The sequence below is a fragment of the Caulobacter sp. SRI_008 genome, from assembly GCF_057586355.1.
On the sequence record NZ_JBYCZS010000001.1, the window covers coordinates 19205 to 37659 of the forward strand.

Below are 18455 nucleotides of genomic sequence, written 5' to 3' on the forward strand. Positions count from 1 at the left end.
ACCCCACGAAATCGCCGCCCCCAGCGATGGCGCGACCCTGGCGCAGGCCGCGAACGAAGTCCCGTTAAGCTTTGGCAATGAGCGAACATTGGCATTCGACGAGAAGCGCTCTAGGTCTGGTCGGGACTTCAGGAGACCTCGATGCCCAAGCCGACGGCCGAGACGGCCGCCGCCGACATCCCCCTCGACGCCAAGCTGCGGCCGACCCAGGCCCGCGCGCAGGACACCTACGAGGTGGTCCTGGCCACGGCCGGCGAACTGCTGGTCGAGTCCGGCTTCGAGCAGCTGACCACCAACGCCATCTGCAAGCGCGCGGGCCTGACCCCGCCTGCCCTCTATCGCTACTTCCCCAACAAGTACGCGATCCTGAAAGAACTCGGCGACCGGCTGATGCGCCTGCAGGACGAGGCCGTGTTCGAGTGGATGGCGGCCGGCGGCCTGGAGGGCGACACTCCGGCTGAGCGCGTGGGGAAAGTGGCCGACCTGCTGACTGGTGTCATCAACATGACCCGCGCCTTCCCCGGCGGAGCGGCCATCGGCCGGGCCCTGCGCGCGGTGCCGATGCTGCAGCAACTCCGTTTCGCCTCGCGCGACATGGTCGCCGGCCAGTTCGCCGAGGTCCTGGCCGCCCGCTTCCCCACCGTGCCGGCCGCCCGCATCGGGGTCGCCACCCGGATGATGGTCGAACTGACCTACGCCGCCACCGAAATGGCCGTCGAGGAGCCACAGCAGGACGCCGGCGCGCTGTCGCAGGAGATCGGCCGGCTGTTCGACCGGTATTTCGAGACGTTCGATTTGGCGCTTTAGCGCCTGCGGCGCTCCCCCTCAGTCGCTCCGCGACAGCTCCCCCAGAGGGGGAGTATCTACGGCGATAGATCCTCCCCCTCTGGGGGAGGTGGCCCGGAGGGCCGGAGGGGGTCTTCCACGGCGCATAACACCGGCTTGCAATAACGATAGTTTTTACTATCGTCAGTCCATCGCAGCGGGGGAGCGCCGATGGAGGGCTGGAAGAACTGGTCGGGCAGCGTCACGGCGACGCCCAGCAGGATCGCCCGACCGAGGACGATCGAGGAGCTTTCCACACTGGTGATCCAGGCCGGCAAGGTCCGCGTCACCGGGGCCGGCCACTCGTTCATGCCGCTGTGCCAGACCGACGACCTGCTGCTGAACCTGTCCGAGCTGGAAGGCGCGGTCGAGATCGCGCCCGATCGCAAGACCGTCTGGGCCCCGGCCGGCTGGAGCCTCAAGCGCCTGACCGCCGCTCTGTGGGCCGAAGGCCTGTCACTGATCAATCAGGGCGACATCAATCCGCAGTCCCTGGCCGGCGCCGTCTCGACCGGCACCCACGGCACGGGCGCGGAACTGGGCAGCCTGGCGACCCAGGCCTGCGGCTTTCGCCTGCTGACCGCCGACGGGCGTCTCGTGGAATGCGGCCCCGACCTCGAGCCCGATCTCTACCAGGCCCAGCGCCTGTCTCTGGGCCTGCTGGGCGTCGCCGTCGCCATCCGCATCAACGTCGTCCCGGCCTACCATCTGGAAGAGCGGATCAGCCGCCTGCCCCTGGCCGAAGTGATCGAGCGCTTCGACGAGCTGGCGGCCGCCACCCGGCATATGGAGTTCTGGGTCTTTCCCTACAGCGACCAGGTGATCTTCAAGACCCTGCACCCGGTCCCGGCCGAGGCCGCCGACGAGAAGCCCGGCAAGGGCGGCGAAGGCGACGAGGCGATCTTCAAGGCCGTCTGCGACCTCTGCGCAGCCGCCCCTGCCCTGACCGGACCGATGCAGCGCCTGCTGATGAAGCTGGCCGGCGCGCCCAGCCGCCGCGCGGCCCCGGCCTTTGAGATCTTCCCCTCCGAGCGGAACGTCCGCTTCGAGGAGATGGAATACGAGATGCCGCGCGAGACCGGCCTGCCGACCCTGAAGGCGGCGATCGCCCATATCCGCAAGCGCCGCCTGCCGATCACCTTCCCGTTCGAGTTCCGCCTCGTGGCCGGCGACGACATCTGGCTGAGCCCCTTCAACATCGGCCCCGGCGCCTCGATCTCGTTCCACCAGTACGCCAAGATGGACTGGAAGCCGGCCTTCGCCGAGGTCGAGCCGGTGCTGGCCAGCGGCGGCGGCCGGCCGCACTGGGCCAAGCGCCACAGCTTGACCCCCGCCGACGTCCACCGGCTCTATCCCCGCGCGGCCGACTTCCTGCGCGTGCGCCAGGCCTGGGACCCGGCCGCCAAGTTCGCCAACGCCCACATGACCCAGCTGTTCGGTATTTAAGGGACCATCGATGACGGATATCGCCCTGCACGCCGATCTGGTCGGCCAACAAGGCTCGCGCGAGCAGCTGAACACGCCTGTCCTGGTGCTCGACCGCGCCGCGCTCACGGCCAACATTGCGACCATGGCCGCCTTCGCCGCGAGCAAGGGCCTGAAGCTTCGCCCCCACGCCAAGACCCACAAGAGCGCCGACATCGCCCGGCTGCAGATCGCGGCCGGGGCCGTGGGCCTATGCTGCGCCAAGATCGGCGAGGCCGAGGCCCTGGCTGCCCAGGGCGTGACCGAAGGCCTGCTGATTACCTCGCCCGTCGTCTCGGCCCCGGCCATCGCCCGCCTGGCGGCGCTGAACCTTTCGACCACCGGCCTCAAGGTCGTCGCCGACCATCCCGACAACGTCGCCGCCCTGGGCGCGGCGGCCGCCGAGGCCGGCAAGCCGCTGGAGGTGGTCATCGACCTCGACCCCGGCATCCACCGCACGGGCGTCGCCTCCCCCGAAGCCGCCGTCGCCCTGTTCGAGGCCATCCAGGCGCACCCCGCCCTCATCTATGCCGGGCTGCAATGCTATTGCGGCGTCCAGCAGCACATCGAGGCCTTCGACCTGCGCAAGGCAGCCCTGGAGGACCGCGGGGCCTATATCCGCGAGGTCATCGCCGCCCTGACCGCCGCCGGCGGCGCGCCGCCGATCGTCAGCGGCTCGGGCACCGGCTCGCACCGCATCGACGCCGAACTTTCGATCTTCACCGAGCTGCAGGTCGGCTCCTACGTCTTCATGGACGACCAGTACCTGGCCTGCGACCTGGCGGGCGAAGGCGCGGAAGCTAGCCCCTACCAGCGCTCGCTGGTCATCGACGCCCGCGTGGTCAGCGCCAACAGCCCCGGCATGGTCACGGTCGATGCAGGCTTCAAGTCGATGTCCACCGACGCCGATCCGCCCCAGGTGGTGGTGGCCGGCGCGCCGGAAGGTTCGCGCTATTTCTTCATGGGCGACGAGCACGGGGCGCTGGTCCCCGCCTCCGGCTCGCCCCCGCCGCTGGGCGCCCGGGTCACCCTGGCCGTGCCGCACTGCGACCCGACCGTGAACCTCTACGACGCCTATCACGTGGTCGAGGGCGGGACGCTGGTGGCGATCTGGCCGGTGACGGCGCGCGGCCGCTCGCGCTGACCCGCGAGCGAGGCTAAGCTCCCGCGACGCCGGAGGTTGAGCCCATGTACGACGCCCCGATCCTCGATCGCCAGGAGCAGACCGCCGTCGCCGAGTTCGAGGCCGGCCCGCTGCGCTACCGGGCCGAGGTGCGCGTCACGCCGGCGGGCATTCTGGCCGTCGGGGCGCTGCTGACCGGCATGCTGCTGTCGTCGGCGGCGATCGTCTGGGCGGCCAAGCATCACCTCTCCCGGCGCTAGCCCGCCCGGGCCGCTCAATTCGCCACGGAGAAAAACCCCTTTGGCCTGCGGCGCGTTGAAGACTATCCATGGCGTCCGTTCTGGATCGTCCGCCGCATGACCACCGCCGCCCTCTCGACCGCCGCCAAGAAGCCCCGCCGCAACCGGCGTCGGCCTTCCGCGCGCTGGACGCGGGCGGGCCTGCTGGTATTCGCCGTCGGGGTCAGCGTCGCCGTGGTCGGCCAGACGGCGTATCGGATGATCGACGCCCGCAACGCCACCAAGGCGGCCACCGCCGCGCCGCTGGCCATGGACAATCCGCGCTTCACCGGCGCCATGCGCGACGGCCGCGCCTTCCTGATCACCGCCCGCCGCGCCGAGCGCGACGCGGTCGATCCCAACAAGGTCAAGCTGGTCGACCCGACCCTGGTGCGCGGCTACGGCCAGCCCGACGCCACCCGGGTGACCTCGAAGGACGGCGTCTACCAGGAAGCCCAGAACCTGCTGGTGCTGACCAAGGACGTGAAGATCGACAACGGCCAGGGCTACCAGTTCGCCTCGCAGGAGGCCCGGATCGACACCAAGACCGGCGAGGCCGTGGGCGGCGCGCCGATCGCCGGGGCCGGGCCGCAGGGCAATGTCCGCGCCGACAGCTACAGCGTCAGCGACAAGGGCGACCGCGTGGTCTTCAAGGGCCGCGTCCGCACCCGCGTCCAGACCCAGTAGGCCGAACGCGACATGACCGGCCTCGGACTCCTGGACCGCGCCCGCGCGACCCGCATCTGCTTCCTCTACATCGCCCAGCCGCATCAGGTCTGGCACAGCCTGTCGACGGCGGTGGCCCTGGCGCGCGGCTGGCCGCAGATCCAGGTCGAGATCGCCGCCACCTCGGCCGGCCACCTCGACTACATCCAGGGCATGCTCGACGGCCTGGGCGGCGCGCCGGTCACCCTGCGCCTGCTGCCGCCGGCCTGGCTGCGGAAGCTGTCGAAGAACGCGCCGCCGCCCAAGGCTTTGATGCTGGCCCTGAACGCCGCGCGGCTGTCCGCCTACGACGCCGTGGTCACGCCCGAGCGCACCACCGCCCTCCTGCGCAAGCTGGGCGTGCGCCGCACGGCGCTGGTCTACACCCAGCACGGCGCCGGCGATCGTGGCGGGCCGTTCGAGCCGCGCCTGCGGGCCTTCGACCTGGTCATGGCCGCCGGCCCCAAGCAGCGCGACCGGATGGTCGACGAGGGCTGGGTGAAGCCAGAAGCCTGCGCCATGGTCGGCTATCCGAAGTTCGATCTGGTGGACGCCCTGCCGCCCAGCGCCGTCCCGGCTTTCGAAAAGCCGCTGCCGACCGTCGTCTACAATCCGCACTTCCATGAGACCCTGGGCTCGTGGCCGGCCTTCGGCCTGTCGATCCTGGAGCAGTTCGCCGCCGACGAGCGGTTCAACCTGGTCTTCGCCCCGCATGTGCGCCTGTTCGAGACCGCCTCGGAGGCCGACCACCGCGCCGTCGCGCGCTTTGCGGGCCATCCGCGCATCCATATCGACCTGGGCGGCCCGGCCGCCTTCGACATGACCTATACGCGCTCGGCCGATCTCTATCTCGGCGACGCCTCCAGCCAGGTCTACGAGTTCCTGCGCACGCCCAAGCCGTGCCTGTTCCTCAACCCCGCCCACGCCGACTGGAAGGGCGACGAGAGCTTCCACCACTGGCGCTACGGCCCCGTTCTTGAGACCGCCGACGGCGTCTGCGACGCGACCGCCGCCGCCTTCGCCGGCCATAGCGACTATCTGGACGCCCAGACGACCGGCGTCGCCGAAACCTTCGACCTGACCGACGAGGCCTCGTCGCTGCGCGCCGCCCGCGCCATCGTCGACCGCCTGGCCGCTCTCGACCGATGAGCCCGCAAAAGGCCAATCCCCTGGCCCGCGTGCTGGCCAACGCCGGCGCCCTGCTCGGCGGCCGGGGGGTCAACGCCGTGGTCGGCCTGGCCTACATGGCCCTGGCCGGACGGAGCCTGGGCCTGGCCCTGTTCGGCGCCCTGACCCTGATCAACGCCTTCGCCCAGACCCTGGGCGACATGGCCAAGTTCCAGTCCTGGCAGACCGTCGTGCAGTATGGCGCGAAACCCCTGCTCGACGGCGACAAGACCACCTTCCAGCAGGTGCTGCGGTTCGCCCTGGTGCTCGACCTCGTCGGCGCGCTCGTCGGCGTGACCCTGGGAGTCGGCGGCGCCCTGCTGTTCAGCCGCTGGCTGGGCTGGTCGGAGAGCCTGGCCCCCGCCGCCGCCCTCTACTGCCTGTCGATCGCCGCCATGACCTCGGCGACAGCGGTGGGCCTGCTGCGCCTGTTCGACCGCTTCAAGGTGCTGGCCGGCGAGCAGGCGATCTCCTCGACCGTGCGCCTGATCGGCTGCGCGATCGCCGCCGCCCTGCATGCGCCCGTCGAGGGGTTCCTGCTGGCCTGGGCGGCGGGCACGGTCGCCTCCTTCACCTACGTCGCCGCCGTCGCGGTGTGGAGCCTGCACGGGCGCGGCCTGTTGCAGGGCTTCTCGCTCCGGGGACCGCTGGGCCAGGGTCTGCCGGGCGTCTGGCGCTTCGCCTGGGCGACCAATTTCAGCAGCACCATCGACGTCGGCTTCACCCACGTCCTGACCCTGGCCGTCGGCGCCCTGGTCGGTCCCGGTCCGGCGGCGCTGTGGCGCGTGGGCCGGCAAGTGGCCGACGGCATGGCCAAGCCGGCCCGCCTGATGCTGCCGGCCCTGCATCCCGAGTTCGCCAAGCTGCGCGCGCAAAAGAACGACGCCGCGATGCTGCGCCTCGCCCGCCAGATCGGCCTGATCGGCGGCGGGGTCGCGGGGCTGCTGCTGCTGGTCTGCCTGGTCGCCGGCCAATGGCTGCTGACCATCGTCATGGGCGCCGAGTTCGCCCCCGCCGCCGGCATCATGACCTGGCAGGTGGCCGCCGCCGCCATCGGCGTCATGGCCCTGCCGATCGAACCCATGTTGGTGTCGATGCGCGCGGCCGGCGCGGCCCTGCGCGTGCGCATCGTCGTCAGCGTCGCCTACCTCCTGGCGCTCGCCCCGCTGCTGAAGACCTTCGGCCTGACGGGGGCCGGCACGGCCCTGGTCCTGGCTATGGCCGGCATGGCGCTGGGCATGTTCATCACCCTCAGATCGAAGCTCCGACAGGAAGCCGCCGCCGAGCGCGAGGCCGAAATCCTCGCCGCGAGCGCCCCCGCGCGCGAACAGGCTTGCGTGGAACCCCGGAACGAGCGCAAAGGCGATCCGCAATGACTACGCCCACCGCTTCCGGCCGGACCGTTCGGTTCGCCGACTTTCCGACCCTGACCGCCGCCCTGGATTTCGCCGCGACCGGCGAGACCGGGATCAACCTGCATTCGCTGCGTGGCGAACTGGTCGAGGCCCTGTCCTACGCCCGCCTGCGCGAGGAATCCCTCGTGCTCGCCCGCCGCCTGCTGGCGCTTGGAGCAGAGGGCGGGGCCAAGGTCGGCGACAGCGTGGCCCTGATCGCCGAGACCGACGGCGACTTCGTGCGCGCCTTCTTCGCCTGCCAGTACGCCGGCCTCGTGCCCGCGCCCCTGCCCCTGCCCGCGCCGCTGGGCGGCCGCGAGGCCTATATCGAGCAGATCGCCCGCATGTGCGCCTCGGCTCACGCGAAGATCCTGATCGGTCCGGCCGGCATGGCCGAGTGGCTGAAGGACATCGGCGCGGCCGGCGATCTGGCCTTTTCCGGTTCGCTGGCGCAGTTGCCGGAAGACGCCGGCGCGGCACTGCCCGACATCACGCCCGAGCACCCCTGCTACCTGCAATTCTCGTCGGGCAGCACCCGCTTCCCGACCGGCGTGCTGGTGACCCACAAGGCCCTGATGGCCAACGCCGTGGCCATCACCCGCGACGGCCTGCAGGTGAAGCCGGAAGACCGCGCCGTCTCGTGGCTGCCGCTCTATCACGACATGGGCCTGATCGGCTTCCTGCTCAGCCCGCTGACCAGCCAGATGAGCGTCGACCTCTTGCCCACCGGCGCCTTCGTGCGCCGGCCGCTGCTGTGGCTCGACCTGATCAGCCGCAACGGCGGCACCATCGCCTACAGCCCGACCTTCGGCTACGAGCTCTGCGCCCGCCGCGCCGAGGCCGCCTCGATCGAGCACCTGGACCTGTCGCGCTGGCGCAGCGCCGGCCTCGGCGGCGACATGATCCGCACCGCCCCGGTCGAGGCCTTCGCCGAGCGCTTCGCGTCCGTCGGCTTCTCCGAGAAAGCCTATGTCGCCAGCTACGGCATGGCCGAGGCGACCCTGGCGCTTTCCATGGCTCCGCTGGGCCAGGGCCTGAAGCTCGAGATCCTCGACATCGAACGCCTGGAGCGCGACGACCTGGCCGTGACGGTCGGAAGCGACGCCCCGCGCGCCCGCGCCTTCGCCCGCTGCGGTCCCGCCCTGCCCCACCACGAGCTGGAAGTGCGCGACGCCGACGGCGCGGTGCTGGCCGAGCGCCAGGTGGGCCGCATCTTCGCGCGCGGCCCCAGCCTGATGGGCGGTTATTTCGAGCAGCCGGAAGAGACCGCCCGCGTGCTGGCGCCCGACGGCTGGCTCGACACCGGCGACATCGGCTTCCTGGTCGAGGGCGAGATCGTCATCACCGGCCGCGCCAAGGACCTGATCATCCTCAACGGCCGCAACATCTGGCCGCAGGACCTGGAGTGGACCGCCGAGCGCGAGATCCCCGGCCTGCGCAGCGGCGACGTGGCCGCCTTCTCCGTCCCCGGCGACGCCGAGGAGGAAGAGATCGTCACCATCCTGGTCCAGGCCCGCGGCGGCGACGCCGAGACCCGCGCGGCCCTGGTCGAGAACGTGGCCGGGGTGCTGCGCGCCCGCCACGGCGTCGAGACCCAGGTCAAGCTGGTCGGCGCCCACGCCCTGCCCCAGACCTCGTCGGGCAAGCTCAGCCGCTCCAAGGCCAAGGCCGCCTACCTGGCCGGCGCCTACGAGCGCGCCTGAGGTGGCCAAGGCCGGAAATCGCGTCGTCGCCGTCACCGGCGCGACCGGCTTTCTCGGCCAGCACCTGATCCGGGCCTTGGCCGAGCGGGGCTATCTCCCGCGCATCCTGTCGCGCCGCGATCCGGTCTCGCCGTTCTGGCGCGGGATCGAGCCTCAGGTGGTGCTGGGCGACCTCGGCAACGCCGAAGCCCTGAAGCGCCTCTGCGACGGCGCCGGCGCGGTGATCCACGCCGCCGGCCTGATCAAGGCCGCCTCCCGCGCGGGCTTCGACAAGGTCAATGTGGCCGGCGCGGTCGCGGTGGCCGAGGCGGCCCGTGACCCCGGCGCCCGGCTGGTGCTGATCTCCAGCCTCGCCGCCCGCGAGCCGCAACTCTCCGACTACGCCGCCAGCAAGCGGGCCGGCGAAGAGGCGGTGCTGGCCGCCCTGCCTTCGGCCCTGATCATTCGCCCGCCGGCCATCTACGGCCCCGGCGACCGCGAGACCCTGGGCCTGTTCGCCGCCGCGGGGAAAAGCCGCCTGCTGCCGGTGCTGTCGCCCGCCTCGCGCGTGGCCATGATCCACGTGCACGACGCCGCCGCCCAGATCCTCGACCTGCTGGAAGGCGATCGCACGGGCCTGGCCTCGATCTGCGACGACCGTCCCGACGGCTATGGCTGGAGCGAGATCATGGCCGCCGCCGCGACCGCCGTCGGCGCGCCGTCGCCGCATCTGTTCCGCATCCCCGACGCGGTCATTCACGCCGCCGGAGCGGTCGCTGATGTGGCGAGCCAGCTCTCAAAGCAACCCACGGTGTTTGGTTCTGGCAAGGCGCGCGAACTGTCGCACCTCGATTGGGCCTTTTTGACCGATCCGTCCCTTGCGCCCTCGTCGAGTCGACACGATGTTGCCGCCGGCTTCGGCGATACGGTGACTTGGTATCGCCTTCACGGCTGGTTGCCGAAAAAATACAGCGACTAGTTCAATTGTGGCAGATATCTGACATGGACGCTGTTACGGTACGGTGACAGTGCTTGTGTCGGGGGCGACTGGCGTTTGGCATGGATACAGTGACGGATCTTAGTTTGCGTGAGATCGGCCTGGCCGCGAGCAAGGTGCTCGGCCGGACCGTCGAGGTGACCCACGACACCCATATCGGCCGCGACCTCGCCGTGGATTCGCTGGCCCTGATGAATATCGTGATGGAGCTAGAAGACACCTTCGACATCTCCATCCCCCTCGATCGCCTCGCCTCGGTGGAGACCACCGGCGACCTCTCCAAACTGATCAACGATCTCCGAACCAAGGCTTGACCGATGGGTCTGTTCGACAAGCATCTGGCCTATCGCGACGCGTACAAGGCCATCCAGCAGGCGGGCGCCGACCCGTTCACCGTCCGCTTCGACGCCGTGGTCTCGCCCACTGAAGGCGTGGTCGACGGTCGTCCCACGATCCTGCTGGGCACCAACAACTATCTGGGCCTGACCTTCGACGAGAAGGCGATCGCCGCCTCGGTCAAAGCTGTGCAGGAACGCGGCACCGGCACCACCGGTTCCCGCATCGCCAACGGCAGCTTCGAGGCCCACGTGGCCCTGGAGACAGCGCTGGCCAAGTTCTACGGCCGCAAGCACGCCATGGTGTTCACCACCGGCTACCAGGCCAACCTCGGCGTGCTGTCCACGCTCGTGGGCCGCGGCGACCACCTGATCCTCGACGCCGACAGCCACGCCTCGATCTATGACGGCTCGCGCCTGGGCCACGCCGAGGTCATCCGCTTCCGCCACAACGATCCGGAAGACCTGGCCAAGCGCCTGCGTCGCCTCAAGGACGTCCCGGGCGAGCGCCTGATCGTCGTCGAAGGCATCTATTCGATGATCGGCGACACCGCGCCGCTCAAGGAAATCGCCGCGATCAAGCGCGAGATGGGCGGCTACCTGCTGGTCGACGAAGCCCACTCGATGGGCGTGCTCGGCGCCACCGGCCGGGGTCTGGCCGAGGCCGCGGGCGTGGAAGACGACGTCGACTTCATCGTCGGCACCTTCTCCAAGAGCCTGGGCGCCATCGGCGGCTTCTGCGTCTCCAGCCTCGACGACTTCGAGGTCATGCGGGTGATCTGCCGCCCGTACATGTTCACCGCCTCCCTGCCCCCGGCCGTGGTCGCCTCGACCCTGGTGGCCCTGGAGCAGATGATCGCCAAGCCGCAGCTGCGCGAACAGCTCAACAGCAACGCCTGCCGCCTCTATGACGGCCTCAACGCCCTGGGCTTCGTCACCGGCCCGGCCGCCAGCCCGATCGTCGCGGCCACCATGCCCGACGTCGAGCGCGCCATCGCCATGTGGAACGGCCTGCTGCAGTCGGGCGTCTACCTGAACCTCGCCCTGCCGCCGGCCACGCCCGACAGCCGCCCGCTGCTGCGCGCCAGCATCAGCGCCGCCCACACCCACGAGCAGATCGATCAGGTCCTCAAGGTGTTCGCCGAAGTCGGCGCGGCGCTGGGCGTCATCGACGGCCAGAAGCGCGCCACGGCTTAAGGCGTGGCAAACCGCTGAAAAGACGAAAGCCCCGGTCGCAAGGCCGGGGCTTTTTCTTTGCTCAGATGCTCCCCCTCTGGGGAAGCTGTCGCGGAGCGACTGAGGGGGTCTTCGCCGCCGGCGCCGCCCCCTCCGGCCCTCTGGGCCACCTCCCCCAGAGGGGGAGGATCTGAACCCGCAACCCGCGTCAGGTCCGCTGGGGCGCCAAGTCCCCTTCGGCCTCGGCGCCGACACGCCCCATCCGCTCGGCCGCCAGCAGCGCCGCCAGCATGGCCACGGCCAGCACGGCGACGCAGACGCCCAGGCCCTGCCAGCCCCAGCGACCGACGACCAGGCCGCCCAGCGGCGGGCCGATCAGGGCGCCGCCAGCTCCGAACTGGGTCAGCAGGCCGTTGCCCGCGGCGATCCTCGGATCATCCGGAGCGCTGGCGCCGGCCAGGCTCGGCAGGCGGGCGAACACCATCGGCGAGGCCACCCCGCCGAGCAGCAAGGCGAGGCCCGCGACGACCGACACGGCGACCGCCCCGCGACCGACCACCGCCGGATGGAAGACGAACACCGCCACGGCCGCCGCCGCCAGCAGCGCCGGAATCACGGTGGCCACCACCGCCCGGCGCGGATCCATGCCCGCCCCATGCAGGATGCGCATGGCGATGGCCGAGGCCGGCAGGGCGGTCAGCGAGACCAGAGCCGTGGCCAGGCTGGCGCCCGACAGGCTCGCGCCGACCCGCTCGGTCAGGAAGCTCGGCAGCAGCATGGTCAGGGCGCAGACGAAGACGGTGAAGAGGCCAAAGCCGAAGGTCAGCATCACGGCGGCCGGGGCCGGCCAGGTCATGCGGGCCTCGCTGCGCCCGCCCCGCGCCTGGCGAGCGGCGGCCAGGAGGCCCAGACCGCACAGCACGGCCCACAGCAGCAGCGCGCCCTTCGGACTGGTCGCGGCGACAGCCAGGCCCGTGACGCCGCTGCCGGCGGCGACGCCGACCGGCACGAAGGTGCTCCACAGCACCAGCGCCGGGCCGCGAATGCGCTCGGGCGCGATGGCGACGATCATGGTCGGGGCGGCGATCACCACCAGCACGTAGCCGACGCCCTCGACCGCCCGGGCCGTAAACAGCACGCCGGCGTTCGGCGCGAAAGCCTCGACGATGCTGCAGACCAGCAGGATGGCGAGCCCCGAGACCAGGAACCGCCGCCCGCCGAACCGGCCCAGCGCCAGTCCGGCCGCGACGCCGAACACCGCCCCGCCGATCTCCAGCAGCGACACCAAGAGGCCCGCCTGCGCCAGCGACAGGTGGAAGGTTTCGCGCAGCACCGGCGCCAGCACGGCGATCTTGGGCAGTTGCGCGGCGGCCAGCACCCCGATGAGCCAGAGCGCGATGATGTTCAGCCATGTACGGATCATGCGGGCGGTCTAGGGCGCCCCGTCGCGCGAGGACACGTAAAACTTATACGCGGGACGGATGGCCGCGGCCGTCTGAGAATGCATTACTCATCGACAACAGGACAATCGCAACCACTAAGTCACTACGCCTAGATAAAATCGTAGGTCACAAGACAGGTTGCCGCCGTGATCACCGGATCGTTGGGTGGTCCGGAAAGTTTATTGAACCCACCGGCAGGAACGACACAGTTATTCACACACGCTTGTGGAGAAAAAGTATTTCCAATCATACTACTAATGTTGAATTGATAACTGCGTATTATTATTGGCCTGGAGAATGGATTACCAACGATACAATTCAGAAAGGGTCCAAATTCCACCACAGCGGAAACACGAGGTTGAGCCACAGCTGGCTGCCCTGCGCTGGAAACAGCAGCGAGGCCTAGCCCCGCCGCCGCGACGAATGCGATCACCCTGGATTTCATGTCACCACCACTCGCGTAAGAGGTGAGCTGAAGCTAGACCTTTAAGGCTCCAAATTCCAGTAACATTGTTATGCGGCGATGGCATTCAGGATCACATGGACATCGCCCGCCAGAGCGAAGCCCAATTCTGGCGTCCTTCATAGGAGTTGCCCAAGCTACCCGACCGTCGTCGCCAGCCGGCCCGTGCGGCCGTCCGACAGCGGCACGGTCTCCCATTGCAGCAGGCCCGGCCGGATCGGGATGTCATCGCAGCCGTTCGCCCCCGTCTCGAACCGCAGCTGCTGGTAGGGCCGCTCGAACCAGCCGCCGTCGGCCAGGCCGCCCTGGGCCGCCACAACGCCGGGACTGGCGAAGCGCCACAGCGAGGTTCCCAGCATCTCGGACGCATCCACCGCCCAGGTCGCCGCCCGGGGCCGCGAAACGGCCAGCAGCTGGTGGGTGGCGTCGCAGACCAGGTGCACCGGCAGGGTCGAGGTCTCGACCAGGCGCTTCAGGGCCGCGTCGCCGCGATGGTCGGCCTGGGCGGCGATCAGGGCGACGATGCGCTCGCGATGGGCCTCGTCCGGCTCCTGCGCCCCGCTCTCCCAGCGCGACACGGTCGCCTGAGACACCGCCAGCAGCTCGGCCAGATGGCCCTGCTTGACGGCGTTGAGGCGCCGGAACCTGCGCAAGGCCCGGCCGACGGGAAGGTCGTGCAGCATGGCGCAAGGGTAACGCCCCGCCCGCGCGGAGGCTAGCCGCCCCGCGCCCGCCGCCACTTCCACAGGCTCAGCAGGACGCCCGGCGCGGCCAGCACCGGATGACGCTCGCGCCAGGGGGTCAGCTCGACCTTGAAACCGGTGTGGCGCTCGATCTTCCAGGCGGCGTAGCGGGCCGCGCCCTGGAAGGTGAAGGCCGCCTTGACCAGGCGGGCGACGTTCAGCGGCTTGCCGAGGCCCCGCCGCAGCCGCCAGGCGCTCTTCAGCCGCTTGCGCTCGATGGCCGACATCTCCGGGACCGGCCGCCCCTCGCCGTCCAGCCGGCCGTCGTCGGCCCAGCAGGCCGGCAGCAGGCGCTGGTAGTGGCCGGGGTCGAAGGCCAGGATCGAGGCCTCGCGGCCGGACTTCTCGACCCGGAACTCGGCGGCGTAGGTCTCCTGGAACAGCGCCGTCCAATAGATCTCCGGCGCGCCCTCCTCCGGCCCCAGGGCCGTGGCGAAGCGGGCGGCGGTGCGGGCGGCGCGGCGCACGGCCTCGATCACGGTCTCGCGCGCGGCGGCGTCCACCGCCCAGACCAGGCCCGAGGGCTGCACGAAGCGGGTCCACAGGGTGGTGTCGATCCCCCGCCCCTTCACGGCCTGGGCGAACCGCGACAGGGTCATGGAGGCGACCTTGGCCCGCAGGGTGACGCCCCCATGGCCTAGATCGTGCTCGAGCTCGTGATAGCTGACGTCGGGCCACAGGATGCGGGTGGCGAGGCCTCGCAGGCCGCGCGGCGGCCGCTGCGTCAGGACATAGAAGTCCAGCACGCCCGACAGGTCGCCGGTGCGCAGGATCGAGCCGTAGAACAGCACCGCCTGGGCGCTCGGGAACACCGTCGTCAGATGCTCGGCGAAGGCGCGGATCGGCGCGGGGATCGGCTGGTCCAGCTCGGCCTCGACCAGCGGCCGGACGGCGCTCATCCGACCACGAACCGCAGCGGCGCGCCCAGGGCCACGGCGATCTTGCCGCCCTCGAACACCTCGCCGTCGAGAACAAAGTCGAACTGTCCCGAGGCGTAGAGCGCCGCCGGGTCGCGGCGGCGATAACCGCGCGCCTCGAGGGTGGGCTTGGCCTTGCCCGACAGCACGGTCGGCAGCATGCGCAGCAGACGCCGGGGCGGCGCATCCACGTCCAGCACCTTCAGCCCCTCGCGCGGCGGGCCGAAGGGCTTGAGGCCGAACGGCAGGCGCTTGAGCGCCGTGGCCAGCAGTACGAAGCGCTCTCCGGCCGGCTGGGCTTCGCCGTCGATGGCCACCTTGACCGCCACGCCCTGACGCCACTGGTCCCGCGCCCCGCCGAACAGGGCGCCGATCGCGGCCCCGGCCAGGGTCACCGCCACCGAAAGGCTCTGGAACACGCCCATGCGGTTTACGCGCTTGGACAGGGCCGTGGCCCGCACCAGGGCGCCTAGGCCGAAGAAGAAGCCCCGCAGCGGCGGGCGGCCGTCGGCGAAGCGCACCTCCAGCGGGGCGCGGATCTTGACCCGCGGTTCGGGCTGGGCGGCGGCCGCCAGGGCCTCTTCCAGCCGCCAGTCGCGCGGCGCGCCCAGGTCGATGGCCAGCACGTTGGTCTTGCCCGAGGGCACCACCGCCAGCATCGGCATGTCGTCGCCGAAGGTCGCCGGGGTCAGGCCCAGCACGTCGCGCACGGTGCCGTCGCCGCCGTCGATAACCAGCAGGTCGATCTTCTCGTCGGCGAAGCGGGCAAGCTCCTCGGACAGCGCCTCGCGCGTCGCCGGCTCGACCACGCGCACGCCCTCGGGCGTCGGCGCATGCACCCGCCCCTGGTTGGCGTGGCTGCGCGGGTTGCGGACGACGCCGACGCGCATCACCGCGACAGCCAGCTCTGGATCGAGCCCTTCGGAGCGGCGAAGCCCTGCAGGATCTGGACGGCGTGGACGACGAAGCAGATCGCCGTCCAGGCGGCCACCAGCACGAAACCGATGTCCGGGCGGCCGACCAGGGCGGTGGCGGTCAGCAGGATGAGGTTGGGGTTGCGACGGGCGGTGATCAGCCGGAAGAAGCTGTCGAACGGCCGCCAGGCGTGCATCTCCAGCTTGAAGAGCGACAGGAAGATCCCCTCCTCCACCCGCTGGGCCACGTAGCCGCCGACGACGATCGCCAGCAGCCACGGCGCCCAAGGCATCGACAGACCGACGGCGAACACGCCGACATACCAGGCCCACCACCAGAACGGCGGGTGCACCAGGTCGATGCCATGGTCGAAGACGTTGCCCCATTTGGACGAGGTCAGGGTCACCCGGGCCAGCTTGCCGTCGACCGTGTCGAGGAAGGTCATGATCCAGGCGCAGACCAGGCCCCAGCCGAACTGGCCGCGCCAGAACAGCACGAAGGCGGCGATGGTCAGCAGGAAGCCGATGAAGGTCACCTGGTTGGGCGTCATCTTGGCCAGGGCGCACCAGCGGGTGACGATCCGCGCCGGGGTCGGCCAGACGTACTTGGTGACCAGATCGGTGACGCCCTTGTACGAGCCCTGGAACAGGCGCTTCTCGACCGCGCGGACGGTGTCCTTGTCCAGGCGCTCCAGCACCGGCGGCTCGCGCTTGCGCAGGGCGCTGTTGTAGGCCGAGCCCACTTCCAGCGCGGTCAGGCGGATGAAGCGCGGATCGACGCTCGCGGGATCGCCGCCAGCCGCCAGGGCCGCGACGGCGGCTTGCGCCACCTCGGCCGGGGCGTTGACCGCCACAGCCGCGCCTGTGTCGTCGACCAGCACCGCCCAGGACCGTCCGGCCAGGGCCTTGATCAGCGACTCGTCGAACACCCAGCCGGCGTGGACGGCGACCGTGTCACCTTCTCCAGCGCCCTCGGAAAGGCCGATCCGTCGATAGATGCGCGACAGCCGCTCGCCCGAGGTCATGCCCCAGATGCGTCCCTGGCTCTCGCCCACCGTCACGGCGCACGAACCTGCCGGATTGATTTCACCCGTCACCGGAACTTAAACCCCTTGAAAGCCGAGGCGATTGATAAGCAGCTTCGTCGCAATCCGCCACAATCGCACCGGCCGCTCTTGTCGATATTCCGCCTCGCCCATCTTTCCGACCCTCACCTGCCGCCGCCGCCGGGCGCCTTTCGGCTGCGCGACCTCGCCTCCAAGCGCCTGCTGAGCCGGATCGCCTGGCGCCGCAAGCGCAAGGTCCACCGGCCCGAGGTGCTGGCCGCACTCGTCGCCGACCTGCAGGCCCACGCCCCCGACCATGTGGCGATCACCGGCGATTTGACCAACTTCGCCTCGCAGGCCGAGGTCGAAGCCGCGACGCGCTGGCTGCGAACCCTGGGTCCGGCCGAGACCGTCACCGTCAGCCCCGGCAACCACGACGCCCTGGTCGGCGAGAGCGCGCAAGGCCGCTTCGCCCCCTGGACCGCTTGGCTGGGCGACGACGAGGAGGCGGCCTTCCCGCAGGTGCGGCTGCGCGGACCGGTGGCCCTGTTCAACCTGTGCTCGGCAGTGCCGACCGCCCCGCACCTGGCCACCGGCCGCCTCGGCTCGGACCAGCTCGAAAAGCTCGACGCCCTGCTGGCCGATCCGGCCTATGGCGACCGCTTCAAGGTGGTGCTGCTGCACCATCCACCCAACGCCGGAGCCGTGTCGTCGCGCAAGGCGCTGGAGGATCAGGCCGACCTGCGCGCCGTCCTCGCCCGCCGTGGCGCCGACCTCGTCCTGCACGGCCACGCCCACGAATCGCTGACGGCGACCGTGCCCGGTCCGGACGGCAAGGCGATCCCGGTGCTGGGCGTACCCTCCGCCTCGGCCTGGAGCGGCGGCCACTCGCCGGCCCGCTGGCACGCGCTGGAGATCGAGGAGCGCGACGGCGGTTTCTCGCTGCGGGTCGTGGCGCGCGGGCTGGACCCGGAGACCGGCGGGATTCGGGAGCTGGGGCGGTATTCGCTGGCTTGAGCGAGGGTGTGGGGAGAACGCGCTCCCGATTCCTTTCAGCCCAAAAAACTCGCCTCCCTAGGCCTTGTGCCTAGGGCCCATTGTTCCGCTTGCGGGGCGTTGGTCGCCTCGCGTCCACCGGCGACGCATCGCCGGCGGACACATGGATCCTGGGCACAAGGCCCAGGAAGGCGAAAAAGAAGAAGTCTGAGAAAAACGGCCGCCGAAGGCCCCTACTTCCCGTACCGCATCCGCACCCGGATCGTATTCTCCCCCGACTTCACGTTGATCCGCGCCGAATCGAACGACGGCACGCCGAAGCGCGACGGGGCGTCGTTGGAGAAGCCGTAGCCTTCGGTCGGCACGCCCACGGCGTTGCGGTCGAAGTCCTTGTTGCCGTTGCTGTCGTGATAGACGGCCACCGCATAGATGTCGGCCTTGGGCAGGTTGAAACAGGCCTCGGTGGTCGGGGCGCTGGCCGGCACCCGCAGGCGCAACAGCTTGCCGCGCGGGGCCAGGAATCGGCTGGGATCGGACGGATAGATCGTCACCGTCACCAGGCCCGAGTCGGACTTCAGCTTTCCGACCTCGACCGTCAGCCGAACGCCGGTGTCGCGTCCGACGCAGTCCTGCTTCGCCGCCGCCGGCGCCGCCATCCCCAGCACGCCCAGCAGCGTCCCTAGCGCCGCCAAGCCTGGAAGAACGGTTCGTGCTTCCATGTAAAACGTCGTGTCCCTATTGTCGCCGCGTCGCGATCCGCGTCCGGACTCGCCCGCAGTATCGGTTGC

18 protein-coding genes are annotated in these 18455 nt (G+C 70.3%); 12 read left to right on the plus strand and 6 right to left on the minus strand.

Going from position 1 to position 18455, the window contains the following annotated elements; translation table 11 throughout:
* The first annotated feature begins 141 nt into the window (after positions 1–141).
* The 11 genes from AC2YHT_RS00100 (at position 142) to spt (ending at position 11167) form a co-directional block, all read left to right on the plus strand.
* Positions 142–807, plus strand: a complete 666-nt coding sequence (locus AC2YHT_RS00100) for a TetR/AcrR family transcriptional regulator (RefSeq protein WP_487287598.1) — start codon at positions 142–144, stop codon at positions 805–807.
* Between the two features lie 189 nt (positions 808–996).
* On the plus strand, positions 997–2271 hold the full coding sequence (locus tag AC2YHT_RS00105; protein ID WP_487287599.1) for a D-arabinono-1,4-lactone oxidase: 1275 nt from the start codon (positions 997–999) through the stop codon (positions 2269–2271).
* 10 nt (positions 2272–2281) lie between these two features.
* Positions 2282–3433 carry a DSD1 family PLP-dependent enzyme gene (locus AC2YHT_RS00110; protein ID WP_487287600.1) on the plus strand — a complete coding sequence of 384 codons (1152 nt, stop codon included), beginning with the start codon at positions 2282–2284 and terminating at the stop codon, positions 3431–3433.
* Between the two features lie 44 nt (positions 3434–3477).
* Positions 3478–3672, plus strand: coding sequence for a hypothetical protein (locus AC2YHT_RS00115; RefSeq protein ID WP_487287601.1), 195 nt, complete (start codon positions 3478–3480; stop codon positions 3670–3672).
* 96 nt (positions 3673–3768) lie between these two features.
* A complete protein-coding gene (lptC, locus tag AC2YHT_RS00120; RefSeq protein WP_487287602.1) occupies positions 3769–4377 on the plus strand; it encodes an LPS export ABC transporter periplasmic protein LptC in 609 nt (202 codons plus the stop codon).
* A 12-nt stretch (positions 4378–4389) separates the two neighbouring features.
* Entirely contained in the window at positions 4390–5544 is a 1155-nt protein-coding gene (locus AC2YHT_RS00125) for a glycerophosphotransferase (protein WP_487287603.1), read from the plus strand.
* Positions 5541–6938, plus strand: a complete 1398-nt coding sequence (locus AC2YHT_RS00130) for a lipopolysaccharide biosynthesis protein (protein WP_487287604.1) — start codon at positions 5541–5543, stop codon at positions 6936–6938. Before AC2YHT_RS00125 ends, AC2YHT_RS00130 begins: the two co-directional genes overlap by 4 nt.
* Positions 6935–8659: a fatty acyl-AMP ligase gene (locus tag AC2YHT_RS00135; protein WP_487287605.1), complete on the plus strand. Its 1725-nt coding sequence runs from the start codon at positions 6935–6937 to the stop codon at positions 8657–8659. Before AC2YHT_RS00130 ends, AC2YHT_RS00135 begins: the two co-directional genes overlap by 4 nt.
* A gap of 1 nt (position 8660) precedes the next feature.
* On the plus strand, positions 8661–9617 hold the full coding sequence (locus tag AC2YHT_RS00140) for an NAD-dependent epimerase/dehydratase family protein (protein ID WP_487287606.1): 957 nt from the start codon (positions 8661–8663) through the stop codon (positions 9615–9617).
* Between the two features lie 80 nt (positions 9618–9697).
* Positions 9698–9949, plus strand: coding sequence for an acyl carrier protein (locus AC2YHT_RS00145; RefSeq protein WP_198575767.1), 252 nt, complete (start codon positions 9698–9700; stop codon positions 9947–9949).
* 3 nt (positions 9950–9952) lie between these two features.
* Positions 9953–11167 carry a serine palmitoyltransferase gene (gene spt / locus AC2YHT_RS00150; protein WP_110118121.1) on the plus strand — a complete coding sequence of 405 codons (1215 nt, stop codon included), beginning with the start codon at positions 9953–9955 and terminating at the stop codon, positions 11165–11167.
* A gap of 187 nt (positions 11168–11354) precedes the next feature.
* Here spt and AC2YHT_RS00155 read toward each other — a convergent pair whose 3' ends face one another.
* The 5 genes from AC2YHT_RS00155 to AC2YHT_RS00175 form a co-directional block, all read right to left on the minus strand.
* Positions 11355–12569: an MFS transporter gene (locus AC2YHT_RS00155; RefSeq protein ID WP_487287607.1), complete on the minus strand. Its 1215-nt coding sequence runs from the start codon at positions 12567–12569 to the stop codon at positions 11355–11357.
* Between the two features lie 619 nt (positions 12570–13188).
* Positions 13189–13734 (minus strand): helix-turn-helix domain-containing protein, encoded by a 546-nt coding sequence (locus AC2YHT_RS00160; protein ID WP_487287608.1) that lies wholly within the window; start codon positions 13732–13734, stop codon positions 13189–13191.
* A gap of 32 nt (positions 13735–13766) precedes the next feature.
* The gene (locus tag AC2YHT_RS00165; protein WP_487287609.1) at positions 13767–14693 is read right to left on the minus strand and encodes a hypothetical protein; all 927 of its coding nucleotides are present in this window, start codon (positions 14691–14693) and stop codon (positions 13767–13769) included.
* Entirely contained in the window at positions 14690–15601 is a 912-nt protein-coding gene (locus AC2YHT_RS00170; RefSeq protein ID WP_487287610.1) for a diacylglycerol/lipid kinase family protein, read from the minus strand. Before AC2YHT_RS00170 ends, AC2YHT_RS00165 begins: the two co-directional genes overlap by 4 nt.
* Complete coding sequence (locus AC2YHT_RS00175; RefSeq protein WP_487287928.1) at positions 15601–16650, minus strand: CDP-alcohol phosphatidyltransferase family protein; 1050 nt, start codon at positions 16648–16650, stop codon at positions 15601–15603. Before AC2YHT_RS00175 ends, AC2YHT_RS00170 begins: the two co-directional genes overlap by 1 nt.
* A 150-nt stretch (positions 16651–16800) precedes the next feature.
* On the opposite strand from AC2YHT_RS00175, the gene AC2YHT_RS00180 reads away from it, so the two are divergent.
* The gene (locus tag AC2YHT_RS00180; protein WP_487287611.1) at positions 16801–17688 is read left to right on the plus strand and encodes a metallophosphoesterase family protein; all 888 of its coding nucleotides are present in this window, start codon (positions 16801–16803) and stop codon (positions 17686–17688) included.
* Positions 17689–17900: 212 nt separating this feature from the next.
* On the opposite strand, the gene AC2YHT_RS00185 is transcribed toward AC2YHT_RS00180, so the two are convergent.
* A complete protein-coding gene (locus AC2YHT_RS00185; RefSeq protein ID WP_487287612.1) occupies positions 17901–18386 on the minus strand; it encodes a DUF2141 domain-containing protein in 486 nt (161 codons plus the stop codon).
* Between the last annotated feature and the right edge of the window lie 69 nt (positions 18387–18455).

Bases quoted from the DNA above. Each gene is read 5' to 3' on its own strand.
- AC2YHT_RS00185 (WP_487287612.1), bottom strand. From the start codon at position 18,386: ATGGAAGCACGAACCGTTCTTCCAGGCTTGGCGGCGCTAGGGACGCTG.
- AC2YHT_RS00165 (WP_487287609.1), bottom strand. From the start codon at position 14,693: ATGAGCGCCGTCCGGCCGCTGGTCGAGGCCGAGCTGGACCAGCCGATC.
- AC2YHT_RS00125 (WP_487287603.1), top strand. From the start codon at position 4,390: ATGACCGGCCTCGGACTCCTGGACCGCGCCCGCGCGACCCGCATCTGC.
- AC2YHT_RS00130 (WP_487287604.1), top strand. From the start codon at position 5,541: ATGAGCCCGCAAAAGGCCAATCCCCTGGCCCGCGTGCTGGCCAACGCC.
- AC2YHT_RS00155 (WP_487287607.1), bottom strand. From the start codon at position 12,569: ATGATCCGTACATGGCTGAACATCATCGCGCTCTGGCTCATCGGGGTG.
- AC2YHT_RS00110 (WP_487287600.1), top strand. From the start codon at position 2,282: ATGACGGATATCGCCCTGCACGCCGATCTGGTCGGCCAACAAGGCTCG.
- AC2YHT_RS00175 (WP_487287928.1), bottom strand. From the start codon at position 16,650: ATGACCTCGGGCGAGCGGCTGTCGCGCATCTATCGACGGATCGGCCTT.
- AC2YHT_RS00105 (WP_487287599.1), top strand. From the start codon at position 997: ATGGAGGGCTGGAAGAACTGGTCGGGCAGCGTCACGGCGACGCCCAGC.
- AC2YHT_RS00160 (WP_487287608.1), bottom strand. From the start codon at position 13,734: ATGCTGCACGACCTTCCCGTCGGCCGGGCCTTGCGCAGGTTCCGGCGC.
- AC2YHT_RS00115 (WP_487287601.1), top strand. From the start codon at position 3,478: ATGTACGACGCCCCGATCCTCGATCGCCAGGAGCAGACCGCCGTCGCC.
- lptC (WP_487287602.1), top strand. From the start codon at position 3,769: ATGACCACCGCCGCCCTCTCGACCGCCGCCAAGAAGCCCCGCCGCAAC.
- AC2YHT_RS00135 (WP_487287605.1), top strand. From the start codon at position 6,935: ATGACTACGCCCACCGCTTCCGGCCGGACCGTTCGGTTCGCCGACTTT.
- spt (WP_110118121.1), top strand. From the start codon at position 9,953: ATGGGTCTGTTCGACAAGCATCTGGCCTATCGCGACGCGTACAAGGCC.
- AC2YHT_RS00100 (WP_487287598.1), top strand. From the start codon at position 142: ATGCCCAAGCCGACGGCCGAGACGGCCGCCGCCGACATCCCCCTCGAC.
- AC2YHT_RS00170 (WP_487287610.1), bottom strand. From the start codon at position 15,601: ATGCGCGTCGGCGTCGTCCGCAACCCGCGCAGCCACGCCAACCAGGGG.
- AC2YHT_RS00145 (WP_198575767.1), top strand. From the start codon at position 9,698: ATGGATACAGTGACGGATCTTAGTTTGCGTGAGATCGGCCTGGCCGCG.